At 36.6% G+C, this 16,226-nt stretch carries 10 protein-coding genes; 1 reads left to right on the forward strand and 9 read right to left on the reverse strand.

The genetic code is table 11. The features are described 5' to 3' along the window. Positions 1-37: 37 nt before the first annotated feature. The 9 genes from OQ292_RS26345 to OQ292_RS26385 all read right to left on the reverse strand — a co-directional run bounded on the left by OQ292_RS26345 (position 38) and on the right by OQ292_RS26385 (position 14,309). A complete protein-coding gene (locus OQ292_RS26345; protein WP_284687292.1) occupies positions 38-976 on the reverse strand; it encodes a flotillin-like FloA family protein in 939 nt (312 codons plus the stop codon). 82 nt (positions 977-1,058) lie between these two features. Beyond that, positions 1,059-3,266, reverse strand: coding sequence for a GH92 family glycosyl hydrolase (locus OQ292_RS26350; RefSeq protein WP_284687293.1), 2,208 nt, complete (start codon positions 3,264-3,266; stop codon positions 1,059-1,061). Between the two features lie 108 nt (positions 3,267-3,374). Beyond that, entirely contained in the window at positions 3,375-4,793 is a 1,419-nt protein-coding gene (locus OQ292_RS26355; protein WP_284687294.1) for a glycoside hydrolase family 125 protein, read from the reverse strand. Positions 4,794-4,826: 33 nt separating this feature from the next. Then, the gene (locus OQ292_RS26360) at positions 4,827-5,966 is read right to left on the reverse strand and encodes a glycoside hydrolase family 76 protein (protein ID WP_284687295.1); all 1,140 of its coding nucleotides are present in this window, start codon (positions 5,964-5,966) and stop codon (positions 4,827-4,829) included. A 99-nt stretch (positions 5,967-6,065) separates the two neighbouring features. After that, a complete protein-coding gene (locus OQ292_RS26365) occupies positions 6,066-7,205 on the reverse strand; it encodes a SusE domain-containing protein (protein ID WP_284687296.1) in 1,140 nt (379 codons plus the stop codon). A gap of 68 nt (positions 7,206-7,273) precedes the next feature. Continuing rightward, the gene (locus OQ292_RS26370) at positions 7,274-8,911 is read right to left on the reverse strand and encodes a RagB/SusD family nutrient uptake outer membrane protein (RefSeq protein ID WP_284687297.1); all 1,638 of its coding nucleotides are present in this window, start codon (positions 8,909-8,911) and stop codon (positions 7,274-7,276) included. Between the two features lie 29 nt (positions 8,912-8,940). Further along, on the reverse strand, positions 8,941-12,255 hold the full coding sequence (locus OQ292_RS26375; protein WP_284687298.1) for a SusC/RagA family TonB-linked outer membrane protein: 3,315 nt from the start codon (positions 12,253-12,255) through the stop codon (positions 8,941-8,943). Between the two features lie 219 nt (positions 12,256-12,474). Next, positions 12,475-13,488, reverse strand: coding sequence for a FecR family protein (locus OQ292_RS26380; protein WP_284687299.1), 1,014 nt, complete (start codon positions 13,486-13,488; stop codon positions 12,475-12,477). A gap of 137 nt (positions 13,489-13,625) precedes the next feature. Further along, the gene (locus OQ292_RS26385; RefSeq protein ID WP_284687300.1) at positions 13,626-14,309 is read right to left on the reverse strand and encodes an RNA polymerase sigma factor; all 684 of its coding nucleotides are present in this window, start codon (positions 14,307-14,309) and stop codon (positions 13,626-13,628) included. A 398-nt stretch (positions 14,310-14,707) separates the two neighbouring features. Between OQ292_RS26385 and OQ292_RS26390 the strand changes: the two genes are divergently transcribed. Continuing rightward, entirely contained in the window at positions 14,708-16,099 is a 1,392-nt protein-coding gene (locus tag OQ292_RS26390) for a hypothetical protein (RefSeq protein WP_284687301.1), read from the forward strand. Positions 16,100-16,226 lie beyond the last annotated feature (127 nt).

The raw sequence follows: 16,226 nt of genomic DNA on the forward strand, positions 1-16,226 counted from the left end.
AAAAAATTAGCTGTAGAATTATATTTTTAATAGTTAATTAGTCTTCGATGATGTCTACATATACTTCTCCCTCGTAAATATTTTTCACTTTTACCTTCATTTTTTCTTTTAACCTTGGTTCTAAAAACACTTTACAATGATTTCTATTAATAACAGCAAAAGCTGATTCATTTGAACTTTGAAGCCATATTTTACCAACATCTCCGACCTTTAAATTCAAAGAATTATCTAAATCGATTTTATTATTTTCCTTGTCAAACTCTTTTTCAAAACCCATCTCTCTCACTGTATTCTCTGATATTTCAATCAACTTTGTTGTTTTGATTTCATAAACATTTGCAGAAATATCATTGGTAATAAGCTTTTGACTAATTCTACCAGAAAGCAAAGAAGGCTTTCTTTTTAATACCTCAATGTCATCGAAACTATTCAATTCATCTAGACATATTTCTGAGATCCTATTATTAATTATTTGTGCTTTTGTTAGATTTTCTATCTTAATTGAATTAAACATTATTCTATAATTGATATTAACCCATATATATTTCTGCCCCTCTACTAATTCAATTATACTATCAATATCAAATAATCTATCTGGCTTAGATAATGAAGCAAGATAAAATGCATCAACACCTGCTAAATCTATTTTAGCTGCTTCATCAAAACTTAAAGCCATATTCATATTTTTAGCTGAAATTAAAGCTTTGATGACGCTAGGAACATGTCCTCCTGCCAAAAAATGATCTGATAGCCTATCTACAGATAGTTTAATACCCGACTTGCGTGCACTTATCAAGCTATCTACAATAATTCGAGCAGGAACTCTAGCAGCTCTCATCTTAATTATTTTAAAAAGACTCACATAAACGCCTGCACTAATTGATTGTGACCATATATTTAATGGCACATAATATATGAAGGTAAAAAAGCTGGTCAATATTAGAAGTAGCAAAAGCAATGTAATTATTTCTCCCATTCTTAAATTTTAAGTTAAAACCAATGATTTTCCCTAAAATAAGCGCTGAAATAAATTATCACAGGTTAAAACTTAATGGTTTTTAGTTGATCACCATTTTGCCTCCTTTTACTAGTTGATCGTGCTGTAATTTATAGTCTTGTACTTCCTGCTGATCTATTAATATCGTTTCAATCTTTTTACCCTTGTTATGCTTTTCTATGGTAAATAGCTTTGCTCCCGGCATGCTCACGGTTACTTCATCAAATAATGGAATTGTTACCAAATATTCTGCATCTGCTGGCGAATAGGGATAAAATCCCATCGCATTAAATACATACCAAGCAGACATTTCTCCTGCATCATCCATACCACTGAGTGCTAGCCCGTATTCGTCTATGCCGTAATAATCTGAAAGCAGTTTATCTAAAATCTCCTGCGTTTTTTCTTGCTTGTCCAAATAGTAATACAAATAAGGGAAACCATGGTCTGGCTGATTGCCTTGGCAGTATTGCCCCATAAAACCCGATACATTTCTGGCAATGTATTTACTATTCCACGGAATGGTGAAGAGCGAATCCAGTTTCTTTTCTACTCTGGCATTATCTCCATACAAAGCGATTAAACCTTCGGTATCGTGAGGTGCAAAAAATGTAGATTGCCATGCATTGGCTTCGCGATACATATATTCGTAGTATGGATATTCTGGATTAAAGTTTTTTACCCAAGAACCATCTTCTAATTTCCCCTTCATAAAACCAGAATTGGCATCGAACAGATTTTTATAATTCTGCGAACGCTGCATCATGGTTTCATAATTCTCTGCATCGCCTAAAGATTTGGCTAATAAAGCTACTGCGTAATCATCATAAGCATATTCGAGTGTTTTAGTAACTCCTGCCTTGGCTTTACTTTCGACATGGGGCTTTTCAACCGAAGGAGTAGAAATATATCCCTTCTCAATGTATTCGGTGATATGTGGTCTGGTTCCACCTTCAATATTGGCATTTCTTAAAAGTAAGTCGTAGGCTTTTTTGATGTCGTAATCTTTCAATCCACGTAAATAGGAACCAGAAATGTAAGCTGCCGCATGGTCGCCATGAAAGAAGGTGGGAATAAAACCCGTTTTTTCTCCAACATCAATCAACGAAGCAATTACATCATTAGAAACCTCCGGAGAAAACATGCTTAACAAAACCAGTTTGTTTCTGTAAGTATCCCAAAAAGAAGGGCGCACATAGTAATTGAAATCTGCTCTGGTAACTTCACCTTTTGCATCAGTAAATTCTCCGTTTACATCGCTGCGCAAAGCTGGCCATAAAAAGGAGCGATATAAAGATGAATAGAATAATTGTTTCTCTCTATCTGTTCCACCTTGTACAGCCACTTTAGAAAGATGAGATTCCCATGTTTGTGCCGCTTGCTCTTTAATCTGCTCGAAAGACTGCTCATTAATTTCTTTCTCAAGGTTCATTTTGGCATTCTCAACACTTACAAAAGAAAGTCCAATTTTCATCTCTAATGGGGTGTTATCTTCCGCACTAAAGTACAGTCTTGAGTATTCTGAACCAGACTTTAAGCGCTGATCCACTTGGGAAATGGTTTTGTTAAATACGGCGTAGAAATGCACCCTACTGCCCGTATCTTGAAAACCCGACACCACATTATGGTCTACTTGATCGAGATGCCAATTTTTAACTCTTTCGTTTGATTGTGCCAGTTTAAAAACCACAGTAGGTGATTCATTTTCTGGATATTGATATCTATGATAACCGCATCTTAAAGTAGAAGTAAGCTCAACATTGATGTTGAAATCTTGCAGCATTACCTGATAATAACCGGGCATCGCCTTTTCAGACTCATGACTAAATCTAGATTTTAGTTCGTCGTACTCAAGGTTGCCGATAATCGGTAACACCGGGATGTGGCATAAATTCCAGTGACCTTTATTGGTATGGGTAAATGCCTCAATTGTTGTGTCTTCATACTCATAACCCGCACCAGAGCCAAATTCTGTGATCGGACTTAATTGCACCATGGCATTCGGCATTGAAGTACCGGGATATACCAAACCAGCCCAAACTCTCCAACCCGGTGGAGGTGTATAGCCAATTAAAGTGGTATCTGTAAGTGGTGCTGTTCCGAGAAAAGGGTTCACCCAATTGATGTATTTAGAGCGACTCGCACTATCAGCTCTTTTTGGGCTACACCCAGTTCCGGAAATGATCAAAGATAGCCCTAATACTAGGGCGAGTTGGTTATTAAAAATGTTCAAGAATTTGATATAAATCAGAGATAAGTATTTTTCCATTTTCAGCTTTCAAAAAATACAGTTTAATTGTACTTTATATGTAAGAGAGAGCATGGGAATATTTTTCCCATGTTTTTTATGCTTTTTTTTAGAAATTTTTAAAAAGCCTTATGTGAGCAGCTCTGGAGTGGTTTTATAAGTTTTCCAGAGTAATTCGCCAAATAGTGTATTTGCCCAAGCAAACCAAGATCTTGAGAAGTTTTTAGGGTCATCTTTGTGGAAAGATTCGTGCATAAAGCCAGTATCTCCATGAGTTTTTATCAACAAGTCGATACATTGCTTAACTTCTTTTTTATCTGCACTGGTAAGACCTCTCATTATAATGCTCATGGGCCAAATCATATCTTGCCCCACATGAGGGCCACCTATACCCGCTGCTGCTTTTCCTTTAAAGTAAAATGGGTTTTCTTCTGATAAAATAAAGTTTCGGGTATTTAAATAAACCTTATCATCTTTAGGCAAAGCACCTAGGTATGGCAAAGACAACAAACTTGGAATATTCGCATCATCCATCAGGTTATAACTGCCAAAACCATTTACTTCGAAGGCATACACATCGCCAAAGGTTGGATGTGTAATAATTGCATGTTCTTTTAAAGCCTGTTCTACTTCGTTTGCCAAAGCGGTTAAAGATGCTACTGTTTTTTTATCATCAGCAATTTTTATCAACATTTCTTCAGCTTGCCTTAAACTAACTACTGCAAAAAAGTTAGATGGAATTAGAAATGAATACACCGTGGCATCATCGCTCGGTCTAAATGCTGAGCAAATTAAACCAACTGGCTTTACCGGATAACCATAACCATGCATTGGCAATGTATCTGTTGCAAATGGTGTAGTTCTCTCAAATTTATAAGGTCCTAAATCATCTTTGCGCTGTTGCTCTTTAAAAACATTTAAGATGACTTTAATCGCACTTTGCCATTTATTATCGAATGGACTTGTATCGCCCGTTGTTTTCCAATAGTGGTAGGCAAGCCTGATCGGATAACACAGTGAGTCTATTTCCCATTTTCTTTCATGCACACCCGGTTTCATATCTGTGTGGTCGGTTGCCCACTCTCCTACCTTGTCGGGATCATCGTAAAAAGCATTCGCATAGGCATCTTTTAAAATGCATTTCGTTTGGCGGTTAATTACTCCTGCAATTAAATTACGAAGTGGTTCATCGTCTTTTATAAAATTAAGATAAGGCCAAACTTGTGCACTGCTATCTCTTAACCACATGGCATCAATATCTCCAGTAATTACATAAGTATCTGGTTTGCCTTTTTCAATTTTATGAGTAACAGTAGTGTCTAAAGTGTTAGGAAAACAGTTGTTGAATAACCAAGTGAGTTCTTTATTTTTCACATTGTTACTAAACTCTTTGATGGCAGCTTCAACTGATTTACTACTAAAATTTCTTTCTGACTTAGGCACTCTTACCTCCGGAAAACCTGAATTTAAAGCCCATGAGTATTGATTATTAAACATTAAGCCAGCACTAGCTAGCGCAGATCCTTGTATAAATGATCTTCTGTCCATGATTTTGCAAATGTTTTGATGATTAGATTTTAATTAGTCTACATTTAGTCCTTCATCTTCTAATAAGGCTGCGGCTTCTATTAGCATCGCTCCACTGGTCTCCACAGTTAGGTCTACAGAGCTGCCCGGTTGTGTTGCCCAGTAAGTACCAAACAATACCCCATTTCGATTGGTACCATCTAACCATAGCGTTTCTGCATTGTGGTACAAAAAGTTTACGTAACGCTTCTTTGTCCCTTCCGCTAGGTCTGGATGTAGAATTAACTGGGTAAAGTATCTGATAAAAATTCCTTTGAAAAGTCCGCCATCACCACTGCCTTCATCTTTTAAAACTCTATCGGTTGAGTTGGTGTGAACATTGAGTGCATAGTCAGCCGCTTTAATCGCATCATTCAAATAAACCGCCTCATTGGTGATGTTATATAACTCTAGTGCAGCACCGATAAAGACACCTTGGTTGTAGGTAAACTCCCAATTGTCTTTAGCCATGTCGCTATTGCGGTTCATGCCATCGTATACGAAACCTGTACCTGCATCAAACAAGTTACTTTTTAACCAATCGTAAATCTTTAAAGCCCATTCTTTGTCTGCCTCATTACCAAATTGATTATATAACCTTGATGCTAAAATACTTGCTGGCGCATTGGCAGGTGTATTTTTGTATTGCAACATATTTTTTTGCCAAGCTATACCACCACCGGCGGTTTCATTCCATCCCATTTTTATATCTTCCCAAACTTGGTCTGTACCCTCTTTAAATTTATTGTCGCCAGTTACTTCATACGCTCTTAGCATTGCCAAGCCATTCCACTCCATGTCGTCATAAAAATCATTAATGAAATTACCTCCATTTTTTACTGGTACACCTTCGTACCATTGGTCTATATATCCTTTGTAAAAACTATCGCCAGTGCGTAAGTAAGCATCAATTAAAACATCGAGCGCATGTGCTTGTGGCCAATAATGAAAATCGGTATTTCCTGTATTACCATAATTAAAATATTTGTCTGAACTATTCCAGAAATTATCAACCAATGCATTACTTGAACTATCAGCTGCGGTTTGCCAATCTATCTCTCTCGTTTCTTCTTCGAAAGAAACATCATCCGGGTCATCGCAAGCATAAACACTTAATAACAAGAGTATTAATATTGTATTTAAGGAGTATTTCATATTTTATTATGGTGAATTTTTTATTATTCAATTGATTATTTTGTTTAGCATAACTCCTCTCATTTAAAGATCGAGGAGTTATGCTGTATTTATTATGATCTATTCCATATCAGATTTCTTTATAATCTCATGGGTATATTCATTATCTGCTTGGAAGTAGAGAATGACATCGCTATAGGTCATATCTACTGTTTCGCTAAACTTGAAAGTATAGCTCCATTGGTCGGATGGTGCCTCATATAAATAATAGAAAGAATCTGGAGTAGTATCGTTCGGGCGAGAGTTATCTGCGTTTTGGCTTCCCCACCAAATATACTCATCACCATTGCCATTGTCTACAGTCATTCTAAACTTGTAGCGCTCATCTCTACCCCAACTTTCTTGTTTAAATTCGATTGCTTGGTCTTCTACCATCCACATACCGTTACCTACATATGGAATTTCGAAGAGGTAAACATTATTCGGAGAGAAGAATAATTCTATATTTTTTACTAGAGTGTAATCTGCCGCACCAGTGTTAAAATCAAGATTAATTTTATACACGGCTGTTTCGCCCATTGTTGAAGTTCCGTCTTCTTTTACTACTTCACCATCGATGTAAAAAGTGCGTGGAGTTCCTGAGGTACGATCTACAAAATAATAAGATTGTCCTGCTGTAAGTTGCGTGTAAACTTCAAACTCACCAGTTGCTGTAGATTTCATTTTGATGGCACTAGCCAAATCGTCTCCATTTTCAGAAGCTTCTCCTGTAATAAATACATCTACTGGTACATCTGCAAAACCTGCCAATCTGGTTAGTTCCAATACTCTTTTTAAGTCTGAGGGCATTTCGTTAATCCCTTTAGAAGAAATGATTGTCCATTGGATTTTGCCAGTTGCGGCAGATTCTATACCTGCAAGAGCTGCAATTTGGTTTAAGGTTTTGTGTGTAATGGTCGCTCTGTTTAAAGCACCATTATTATCTGAAGCCAGTTTGTAGATAGGATTAGAAAAATCTCCACCTTCCACATCAAAAGCTACTTCGTACATAACCAATCCACCATCTTCTGCTTTGGCAAGTTCCCATTCGAAAAGCACACTTGCCGAGCTTGAACTTTGCAGTTGAACATATTTGCTGTCTTCTGGTGCATAAAGATTTTGAACTGCTGTAACATTTAGATGGTCGAGTTCATCTTCTTTACAACCCACCAGCCCTATTGCGAATGCAAATGCTAAAATTTTATATATAATCGATTTCATTTTAATATCAATTTTAAATACAGAATAAGTTTGAAAATGCCGCCTGATGAATCAGACTGTTTAAGAGATTAGCTGCCCCAGCCAGGGTTTTGCCCAAGGTTAGGATTAAGATCTCGCTCTGCCCTTGGTATTGGCCATAGGTAGTGTTTATTCGAGTCGAACACTCGCTGCTCTAGACGGATATATCCATTGTCTGTCCCTTCTTCGCCAAACTTAGCTCCATGCGGATAGCCGTTTAAAACATCTTCGGCAGTTTTCCAGCGGAGAATATCGAATATTCTCAAACCTTCCATTGCCAGTTCTGAGCGTCTTTCGTTGCGAATAATCTCTCTTAAATCATCTTGTGACCAAGCGCTATTGAAAGTAAGCGCACCGGCATCTGTAAAACCGGCTCTTTCTCTTAAGGCTCTAATGGTGGTATTCCAAACCGTTTCAGACATTTCATTCATCTCATTCTTTGCTTCGGCATACATCAGCAATACATCTGCATAGCGAATAAGAATTAAGTTTAAACCAGACTGAAAGTTTACTTGCGATGTTGGATCGTAATACTTTCTAAGATAATAACCTGTCGATGTAGAATTGCCGCCCGGCTCATACTCATCTCTAGCTGCATTTTCATCTGGTGCAGAACCCGGTTCTATGTAAATAGTTTGTGTACTGCCATCTGCTTTTTCCCACTCAAACATATTGTAAACAACTGTGCTTGAAAGTCGCGGATCTCTATTTGAGTAAGGGTCAGCTTCATCGTAACCAGAACCATCTTCATCGATCGCTTTGCCATTCATCATGATGTAATTATCCACCAACTCTTGTGTGGGTGCCATCGTGTTTACTCTTGCTCCAACAGAAAGCGGTGCCAAATCGAACAAAGCACTGTATGTACGGTAAACAGGCACATATTGATGGTCGAGAATTACTTCGCTATTGTATTCGTTTTCTGGCTGAAAAATACCATTGTACGAAGAAAACAATTCGTAAGTACCATTGGTGTTGTCATTCATCAACTGTTCTGTAGTTGCTACAACTTGTTGCCAGTTACTTTCATAAAGATGTATTCTCGCCATTAAAGCGATTGCCGCACCTTTCGTAATTCTTCCTCTTTCTGTATCTGCATATTCATTGTTGGTAGGCAAAGCAGCTGCACTTTCTTCTAGTTCTGTTAATACAAAATCTACTACTTCGCTATGTGAAGTTCTGCCAATTGTTTTGGAATCTTCTAGAGAGATGTCTTCTGCAAATAAAGGCACATCACCAAACCAAGTAGTTAACTGAAAGTAATGGAAAGCTCTAATAAATCTACATTCTGCTTTTAACCTCGCTAAATGTGATTCTTCTATATCTGGAACTCGATCTACATTCTGAAGAAATACATTACAAGTTTTTATTCCGGCATAATGCATATTCCACTCACCACCGAAGCGCGAGGTTGCCGGGTCTTGCTGCCCAGAAGAGATCGTTTTTACATTATCGCTATCTCCCCTGCCCATATATGCATTGTCCGAAAGTGCTTCATTAAAGAAGAAATAATTGCTTCTGGTCATATCCATGTAGGCGGTGTTCAACACTGTTTCTGCCTTGTCTGTAGAAGTCCAGTAGTTTTCTTCTGTAAACTTGTTAGTTGGCGCCAGATCGAGATCATTACAGGCTGTAGCAAACAGCAGGGCGATCAAGACCATTTTATAATTTAAAAATATCCTTTTCATATTATTCAATGTTTGTTGTTCGACCTTTACTAAAAATTCACATTTAATCCACATCCATAATATCTCAGTGTAGGATAGCTTCTACCACTGTTTGCTCCTCCACTACTCATATTGCCGTCAAACTCAGTAGATTCAGGATCGATAAAAGTGATGTTAGAAAGTGTAAATAGGTTTTGCGCATTTACATAGAATCTCAAAGATTTTACACCGATTTTATCCATCCAAGGTGTGGGGAATGTGTAACCCAACTGAATATTTTTAAGGCGGATGTATGATGCATCAAATAGGTAAAGGTCTGAGCTTTTTCCGTAGTTGTTAGAATTTGAAGCCGAACCCGGTGCAGCCAGTCTTGGATATTCTGCATCTGGATTAATCGGAGTCCAAAAATCGAGCTGGTTGGTATACATGGTATAAGAGTAATTAGAATGGAAAGGCTCAACCAACTCTCCACGTAAAAACATCTTTCTCTGTCCTACACCTTGTAGCAAGAAACTGAAGTCTAGGTTTTTCCAAGCCATTTCGTATCTGAAACCAAAGGTATATCTCGGAAATGCATTCCCTAGAATAAACCTGTCTTGATCGTCTATTACACCATCATTATTTTTATCGTTGTATCGGATGTCTCCAGGAGAAACAGTACTGCCAATTGGCTTGGCTCCATTTTGCACTTCTTCCATATTTTGGAAATATCCATCTCTTTTGTAACCCAAATAAGAGTTAAAAGGCAATCCCTCTCTAATGATGCGCTGCATCTGATCGGAAGAATTAATCTGTTCTCCACCTTCAAAATAGACTACCTCATTCCAAGAATCACCTATGTTAAAACTGAATGAATGATCGACAACCTCTCCCATTGTACGATAACCTAAAGTAGCTTCCCAACCTTGGTTACGCATCTTACCTGCATTGTAATTAGGAACAGCACCACCGTAAGTTCCCGGAACAGCCGGAGGTATAAGAATATCTGAAGTGAGTTTATTAAAGTAATCTAGCGTAACTGTTAACTTATCATCCAGAAATGTAGCATCTATACCTGCATTGAACGTAGCTGATTTTTCCCAACGCAAGTCTTCATTAGCAAAAGTAAAACTAGTACCAGCAACAGCTCCATTATTAAAGCCATAGGCATTGGTGAAGATATTATATGTAGTTTGATATTGATAATCTGCTACGTTTTGATTACCCAAGATTCCATAAGATCCTCTTAATTTCAAATTACCCACACGCTCTCTATAACCCGACATAAAATTCTCTTCTGTAAGTCTCCAACTGGCAGAGGCAGAAGGGAAAAATCCCCAACGGTTATCTTTACTAAACTTAGAAGAACCATCGTACCTAAAGCTAAACTCTATTAAGTATTTATCTCTAAATGAATAGTTAGCGCGACCAAACATGGAGTACAAACTACTTTCTGTAGTACCTTGTGGAGTAGCATAAGTACCAGTTTCTATTACTGTTTCTGTAATTGGCGTGTTTAAGTCTGGGTCGGTATACTTCAGTCTAATTCCATTACTTTCTCTGGTGTAAGACTCATTTGAAACACCTATTAATCCACCAATGTGATGATCATTACCAATGTAATTATCATAATCCAACATTAACTGAGTATTCAGATTCAGGATTTTCTCATTGTCGTCATGCGTGCTTCTATCTGAACCCGAAGTACTACTTGGTGAAGTCGCGCTTACAGAAGAATAATAGTCTACTTGCTTTACCTTCATAAGTGTGTGGTTAGCTTTTAAATCTCCACCAAAAACACCTCTAATTTTTAAGCCATCTATTATTTTAAATTCGGCACTTAGGTTACCGAAAATATTATCGTTGTCAGACTCTCTTAAACCTCCTTTTTCTAGAATACCCAATGGGTTAAACTCGGTTAATACGTCGTTTGTGAGGTACTTTCCATCCTCTTTCATTGAGTAGAAATAATACGGAGGAATTCTACCTGCATCTACGATAAGTGTACCTGTTTGAGAAGTATGTGTTTTAATTCCTGATCGAGTATAAGCAAGTATAGAAGTCAACTTTAAGCGACCAATTTCATTGGTCATGTTCATTCTGAGGTTATAGCGCTTAAATCCATAATCTGCTCCTACGAAATTACTCTCCTGATCTAAGTAACCACCAGAAACCATGTAAGTCGTACTCTCATTACCACCTGTAATGCTTACATTGTAGCTTTGGCGTAGCGCATCTTTTAAGATAGACTCTAAGAACCATTCATTATCTCCCTGCTCATACATTTGCCTAATTTCATCAGGTGAATAAATTGGCGCTGATCCACCATTTACCAAAGCCTGATTTCTAAGTATGGCATTTTCGTATCCTTTTACCGGTTCGTACAACAACTGCGGTGAGTTCACACCAACCTGACTTTGGAAAGAAACTGTGGGCTTGGTGTTTTTCTTTCCTTTTTTGGTAGTAATAAGAATTACACCATTTGCCGATCTTGAACCATAAATAGCAGCACTACCTGCATCTTTCAAAATAGAGATACTTTCAATATCTGCTGGATTGAGTAACGACATATCGCCACCAATAAGTCCATCGATAACTACTAGTGGTGAGTTATTATTCATGGTACTTATACCTCTGATATTGATATTTACTCCTGCTCCCGGTTCTGAATTTGGCTGTTGTATAATTAAATTAGCAGATGTACCCTGTAATGCTTCGCTTAGTGTACCAGCAGCTCTGCCTTCTAATGATTTTGATTCAATTTTATCAACTGCTCCAATCACATTTTTTTTCTGAGCTGTGCCGTAACCAATTACTACAACTTCTTCCAACTGTTCCATGTCAGGCTCCATAGAAATATTAATGGAAGTTTGCGTACCAACTGTTACTTCCTGTGTTTCGTAGCCGATATAACTAAACTGCAAAACAGCATCGTTCGTCACATTTAAAGAATATTTACCATCTATGTCTGTGGTAGTTCCAGATGATGTTCCTTTAATTAAAATACTCACACCCGGTAGCGGCTCACTATCTTCTGCTGAAAAAACTTGTCCTGTAATTACATTCTGAATGGGAATGATTTCTTCTTCCACCACTTTTTCAGAAGATTTTCTTACAGATTTTACATAGATATTATTATTAATCCGCTTAAATGCCAGATTCATTTTTTGAGAAAAATAGCCTAGAATTTCCCCCAATGACTCATCTCTAAAACTGTTGGAAACTGTTAAGTTTTCATTAAACTCATTATGGTTATAGGTAAAATAAAAACCTGTTTTATCGTGCAGCGTTTCGAAGACCTCTCCCATGTTTTGGTCTTCAAAAGCTATGCTTAGCTTTATTTTGTGAATGCTTTGTTGAGACATACCTTCATTGGCCAGTAGCATACTGGAAAAGAAAGCCTGTATAAAAAAAACATAAAGAAAGTATTTCGACATAATGAAAAGTTGTCGTATAATTTTCAATTTCATATTTTTAAATGTTTTGGTAAAAAAATAAGCCAAAATGCTGCTCCGGTAGTATCGTATCTTACAATCCCCATTGTGTCCGATATTCCGGAGTTTTTTTTGTTGCTCTACTAGCTTGTGTTATTGTACATTTCCATATTATTTGAGGATTACTTTTTTGTTTTTTAGTTCGTAATTAAAGTCTGTAGTAAAGCCTAAGCCTTCTAGTACATTTTCTAAACTTTCGTTTTCAAACACTCCACTATATATGCCATCGTTGTGCTTGGTATATTCTATTGATACACCATACCACTCTTCTAATCGCGCTATTGCTTCTATAAAAGTTACTTTTTCGAATACCAGAATTCCATCTTTCCAGCCTGTAATCGGCAATGGATCAAAGTTGCTTTTCACCACTGATTCATCTTCAAAGTGAATCATCTCAGAAGGTACTAAATGATGGATACTATCGCCTCTAATCACTTGTACCTTGCCTGTAACAAGTGCCACATTTAATTGCTGTGCCGTTTTACTATAATTTACATTAAATGAGGTGCCTAGTACCCTAGTTTTTATATCTCCAGTCTGTACCACAAATGGCTTGTGTTTATTTTTGGTTACTTCAAAAAACACTTCGCCTTTTAATACTTTTACCAATCTTATAGAATCGCTAAACTTTTCTGGAAAAGAGATTTCTGTATTGGTATTCAGTTTTATTTTACTACCATCAGAAAGTGTAATGGTTAATCGCTGCCCTGCAATGGTGCTCTTTGTTATATACTGCTCAGAAAGTTTTGTTTCTGGCGAATTTCCATCATTATAGTTATTGATAAACCAAAATAACAAGCCTGAAACGAGCAGTAAAGTAATGGCTGCTGCCACTCTTGTATAGTTGAAAGTACTTTGTTGAACCTGTTCTTTTTGGATTTGTCTTACATTGCCAAGAATGTTACTAATTATTTCGTTTCGTGCAGCTTCTTCAAGTTGGTACTCATGTTCGTACCTGAGTGATTTAATAATTTGGGAGGCTTCAAGTACTTCTTGTTTCTTTTGTGGATTATTGGCAATCCACTGCTGCCAGAACCGATCACTATCCTGATTAGGTTCTCGCACCCATTTGATGAAAAACTCATCTTTTAAAAAGTCTTCTAGATTATAATTTTTATAATTCATATTTACTTTTCTTCAGCTACAGAAGTACTTGTTATTCAATGAGAGAAAGGGGATTTCCCTTTTCTTCTGTAGCTAAAGAGGAAGGCCGTTTTTAGATGCCCCCCTTTTTCTCAAAAATTTTTTAATTTTTTTTTCTGCTATAAATTCAGCGATAAAAAAGCTGCAATTAATAGAGGTAACATAAGGTCTATGTGTTCGCCCTGTAATGCCGACTTTATAGAAGAAATGGCTTTATATATAAGTTTACGAGCAGACTTTACCAGTTTAATTCCCATAATGTGAGAAATTTCTTCGTAAGTAAAACCCTCGTAGTAGTACAGCATAATTGCTTCGCGCTGTTTGGTAGGCAATTTATCGAATGTAGCTTTTAACAGTTTCCGTTTGTGCTCTGTTAACTGGTTTTCGATTAGCTTCATTTCTGTTGAAAGTGAGATGGCAAAAGACTGGCTTTCGTCAAACTCTTCTTGCAAAGTGTATCTATTATCTTTCTTTTTCTTTCTAAGAATTTCTCTTTGTAGAGATTTTAATAAATACGTTCTGCCAGAAATTACCGGCTTTATTTTACTTTGATATTTAATTAATTGTAAGAATACTTCTTGTATGCAATCTCTTACCAGTTCTGTGTCTTTCGTTAACTGGCAACCATAATTATACATAAGGTCTACATGCTGCTGATAAATAATATTTATCGCTTCTGTTTCTCCTTTGTAAAAGGCATCCCATGTGGTTTGATCTGCCTCTGGCTTGCTCCGAAAATGCTGTTTTAAATTAAGATTTTGAGCCCCTTCTTTTTTTACTCCATTACCTATTGAGGATATCATCACTATAGTTTGTTCGTATTTTTATTTTCATATTTCAGACAAGTTAGTGAATACTTTTTAAAAATTCTATTCGAAAAGTATTCGTTGCTAAATCCTTTTATGCAAAAAAAGAAACTTACTTACTCAATGAGGTTAATTAAGAAACTAAATTAATTCTTTTTTGATAACTGCTTCAAATCTTTCATCCATCATCTTTAAAAATAGTATGAGCTGTTGCACTTCGCATTCTATTAATAGTACAAACAAAAAGTATCTTTTTCATTACAAATCAAAAAACTTGCATACATGTATTCAATTTGAATACATACAAAACTTGTGATCAATCGCTTCAATTCTCCGGTTTTCAATTTAATAGTTATATTTACTTTGTAATAATTTAAGAAGAGTTTTTTGACGGAATGAATAAGGAGTTTAAAGATAAAATTAGTGGCTTTTTAAAGGAGAATGGATATTCTGGAACTATTACCAAACAGGTATTGGAGGTGCTGGATAATGGGATAGCCATTTCTAAAATTGAAGATGTTACTGAAGCTGTGGGTGCCTACAAAAGATTTTTGGAAGTGATGCGGAAAATGGGGCCATTAGAACCAGAGCTTGAAAAATTTGCAAATAATAGTGCACTAGAAATTACTGAAAGTAATGGCAAAGTAGAACGAGAAGATTATATAAAATCGCTCGCGCATATTCTGGCGATTGCTTTCAAAAAACAATTTACCGAAGAAGAATTAAAAGAAGACCCATCGAAGAATGTAATTAGGCATGGACACGAGTTGTTAAAGGTGATGACTCGCCGACATCTCAACAACAAACAGCTTTACATTTTTTCGGAAAAAGATACTATTGAGAAGCAGAAAGACCTCGATCTTTTTAATAAGAAAATCTCTCAGATTCTGGAAAACAACAAAACCAAAGACCCTGATACACCTTCTCAGGCTTTGGATATTCCAACTTTTATTGAAGATCGAATTCCAGAAGAAACCCTGCAACTCATTACCCGCGATTTTTCTATAAATGAGCTTAAAGCTTTGCAAGCCATTAACGGTATTGTAAACAAAGCCATCTCTGAAAATAGCATCAAATACATAGACGAAATAGATTCGGCAGTGATGAACTTCACTATCTCTGAATATTACGATCTGTTCGGACTCACCAAAAAGAAAGAGAAAGATGGTAAAATGCGCTATGGGGGTAGGGCAAGAGAACAAGCAAAAAGAGCCTTGCTCGAACTGCATAACCGTGAGTTTGTATTGCCTTACGAATACCGAACAGAAGATAAAAATATTAGAAAAACGGTAAGAGGTATTCGTATTAGAAGATTGGTAGATATTAAGAATATCGAGAAAACTGAAGAGTACAATAAATCGACTCACAAAACCAAAGTCTCTGATAGCTTAAAGGTGGTAATAGATGGTGTATTTCTAAAAGGTTTACAACGTAACTACTTTAATGTACCCAAGTATCTAAATAAAGATATTGTAAAAGCACTAGGAGGGAAAAGGGTTTCACCAGCCATTCAATTTTTTATAGTGAACTTGCTAGCTTATGCGCAAAAGAGCACCAGCGATAAAATTGAAATGAAATACGATACCATGATCTCTGTAATGCGATTAGAAAAGTATGTAGAGTCTAGACAGAAATCTAGAATTCGCGACAGATTTAATCAGGCTTTCCAATGTGCAATTGAGCTGGGCATTATTATTAACTACGAGGAAACCGTAAATAATTGGGGGGAACAAAAATATATATTCCACATAAACGACAGCTACTTTAAAGAAAGAAGTTGGCGATAGTTTGTAACAATCGAATTTTACTAAAATTCCGTGTGACCTGATTTGTAGCAAAACTTACAGATCAGGTTTTTTTAATTATTATCTATTATTCAGTAGCCAGATTGATAGTTTATTGGGGAATAAGTTG

The organism is Chondrinema litorale (assembly GCF_026250525.1).
GTDB classification, from domain to species: domain Bacteria; phylum Bacteroidota; class Bacteroidia; order Cytophagales; family Flammeovirgaceae; genus Chondrinema; species Chondrinema litorale.

Excerpts from the sequence above, each read along its gene's own strand:
- OQ292_RS26345 (WP_284687292.1), bottom strand. The coding sequence starts at position 976 with ATGGGAGAAATAATTACATTGCTTTTGCTACTTCTAATATTGACCAGC.
- OQ292_RS26350 (WP_284687293.1), bottom strand. The coding sequence starts at position 3,266 with ATGGAAAAATACTTATCTCTGATTTATATCAAATTCTTGAACATTTTT.
- OQ292_RS26355 (WP_284687294.1), bottom strand. The coding sequence starts at position 4,793 with ATGGACAGAAGATCATTTATACAAGGATCTGCGCTAGCTAGTGCTGGC.
- OQ292_RS26360 (WP_284687295.1), bottom strand. The coding sequence starts at position 5,966 with ATGAAATACTCCTTAAATACAATATTAATACTCTTGTTATTAAGTGTT.
- OQ292_RS26365 (WP_284687296.1), bottom strand. The coding sequence starts at position 7,205 with ATGAAATCGATTATATATAAAATTTTAGCATTTGCATTCGCAATAGGG.
- OQ292_RS26370 (WP_284687297.1), bottom strand. The coding sequence starts at position 8,911 with ATGAAAAGGATATTTTTAAATTATAAAATGGTCTTGATCGCCCTGCTG.
- OQ292_RS26375 (WP_284687298.1), bottom strand. The coding sequence starts at position 12,255 with ATGCTACTGGCCAATGAAGGTATGTCTCAACAAAGCATTCACAAAATA.
- OQ292_RS26380 (WP_284687299.1), bottom strand. The coding sequence starts at position 13,488 with ATGAATTATAAAAATTATAATCTAGAAGACTTTTTAAAAGATGAGTTT.
- OQ292_RS26385 (WP_284687300.1), bottom strand. The coding sequence starts at position 14,309 with ATGATATCCTCAATAGGTAATGGAGTAAAAAAAGAAGGGGCTCAAAAT.
- OQ292_RS26390 (WP_284687301.1), top strand. The coding sequence starts at position 14,708 with ATGAATAAGGAGTTTAAAGATAAAATTAGTGGCTTTTTAAAGGAGAAT.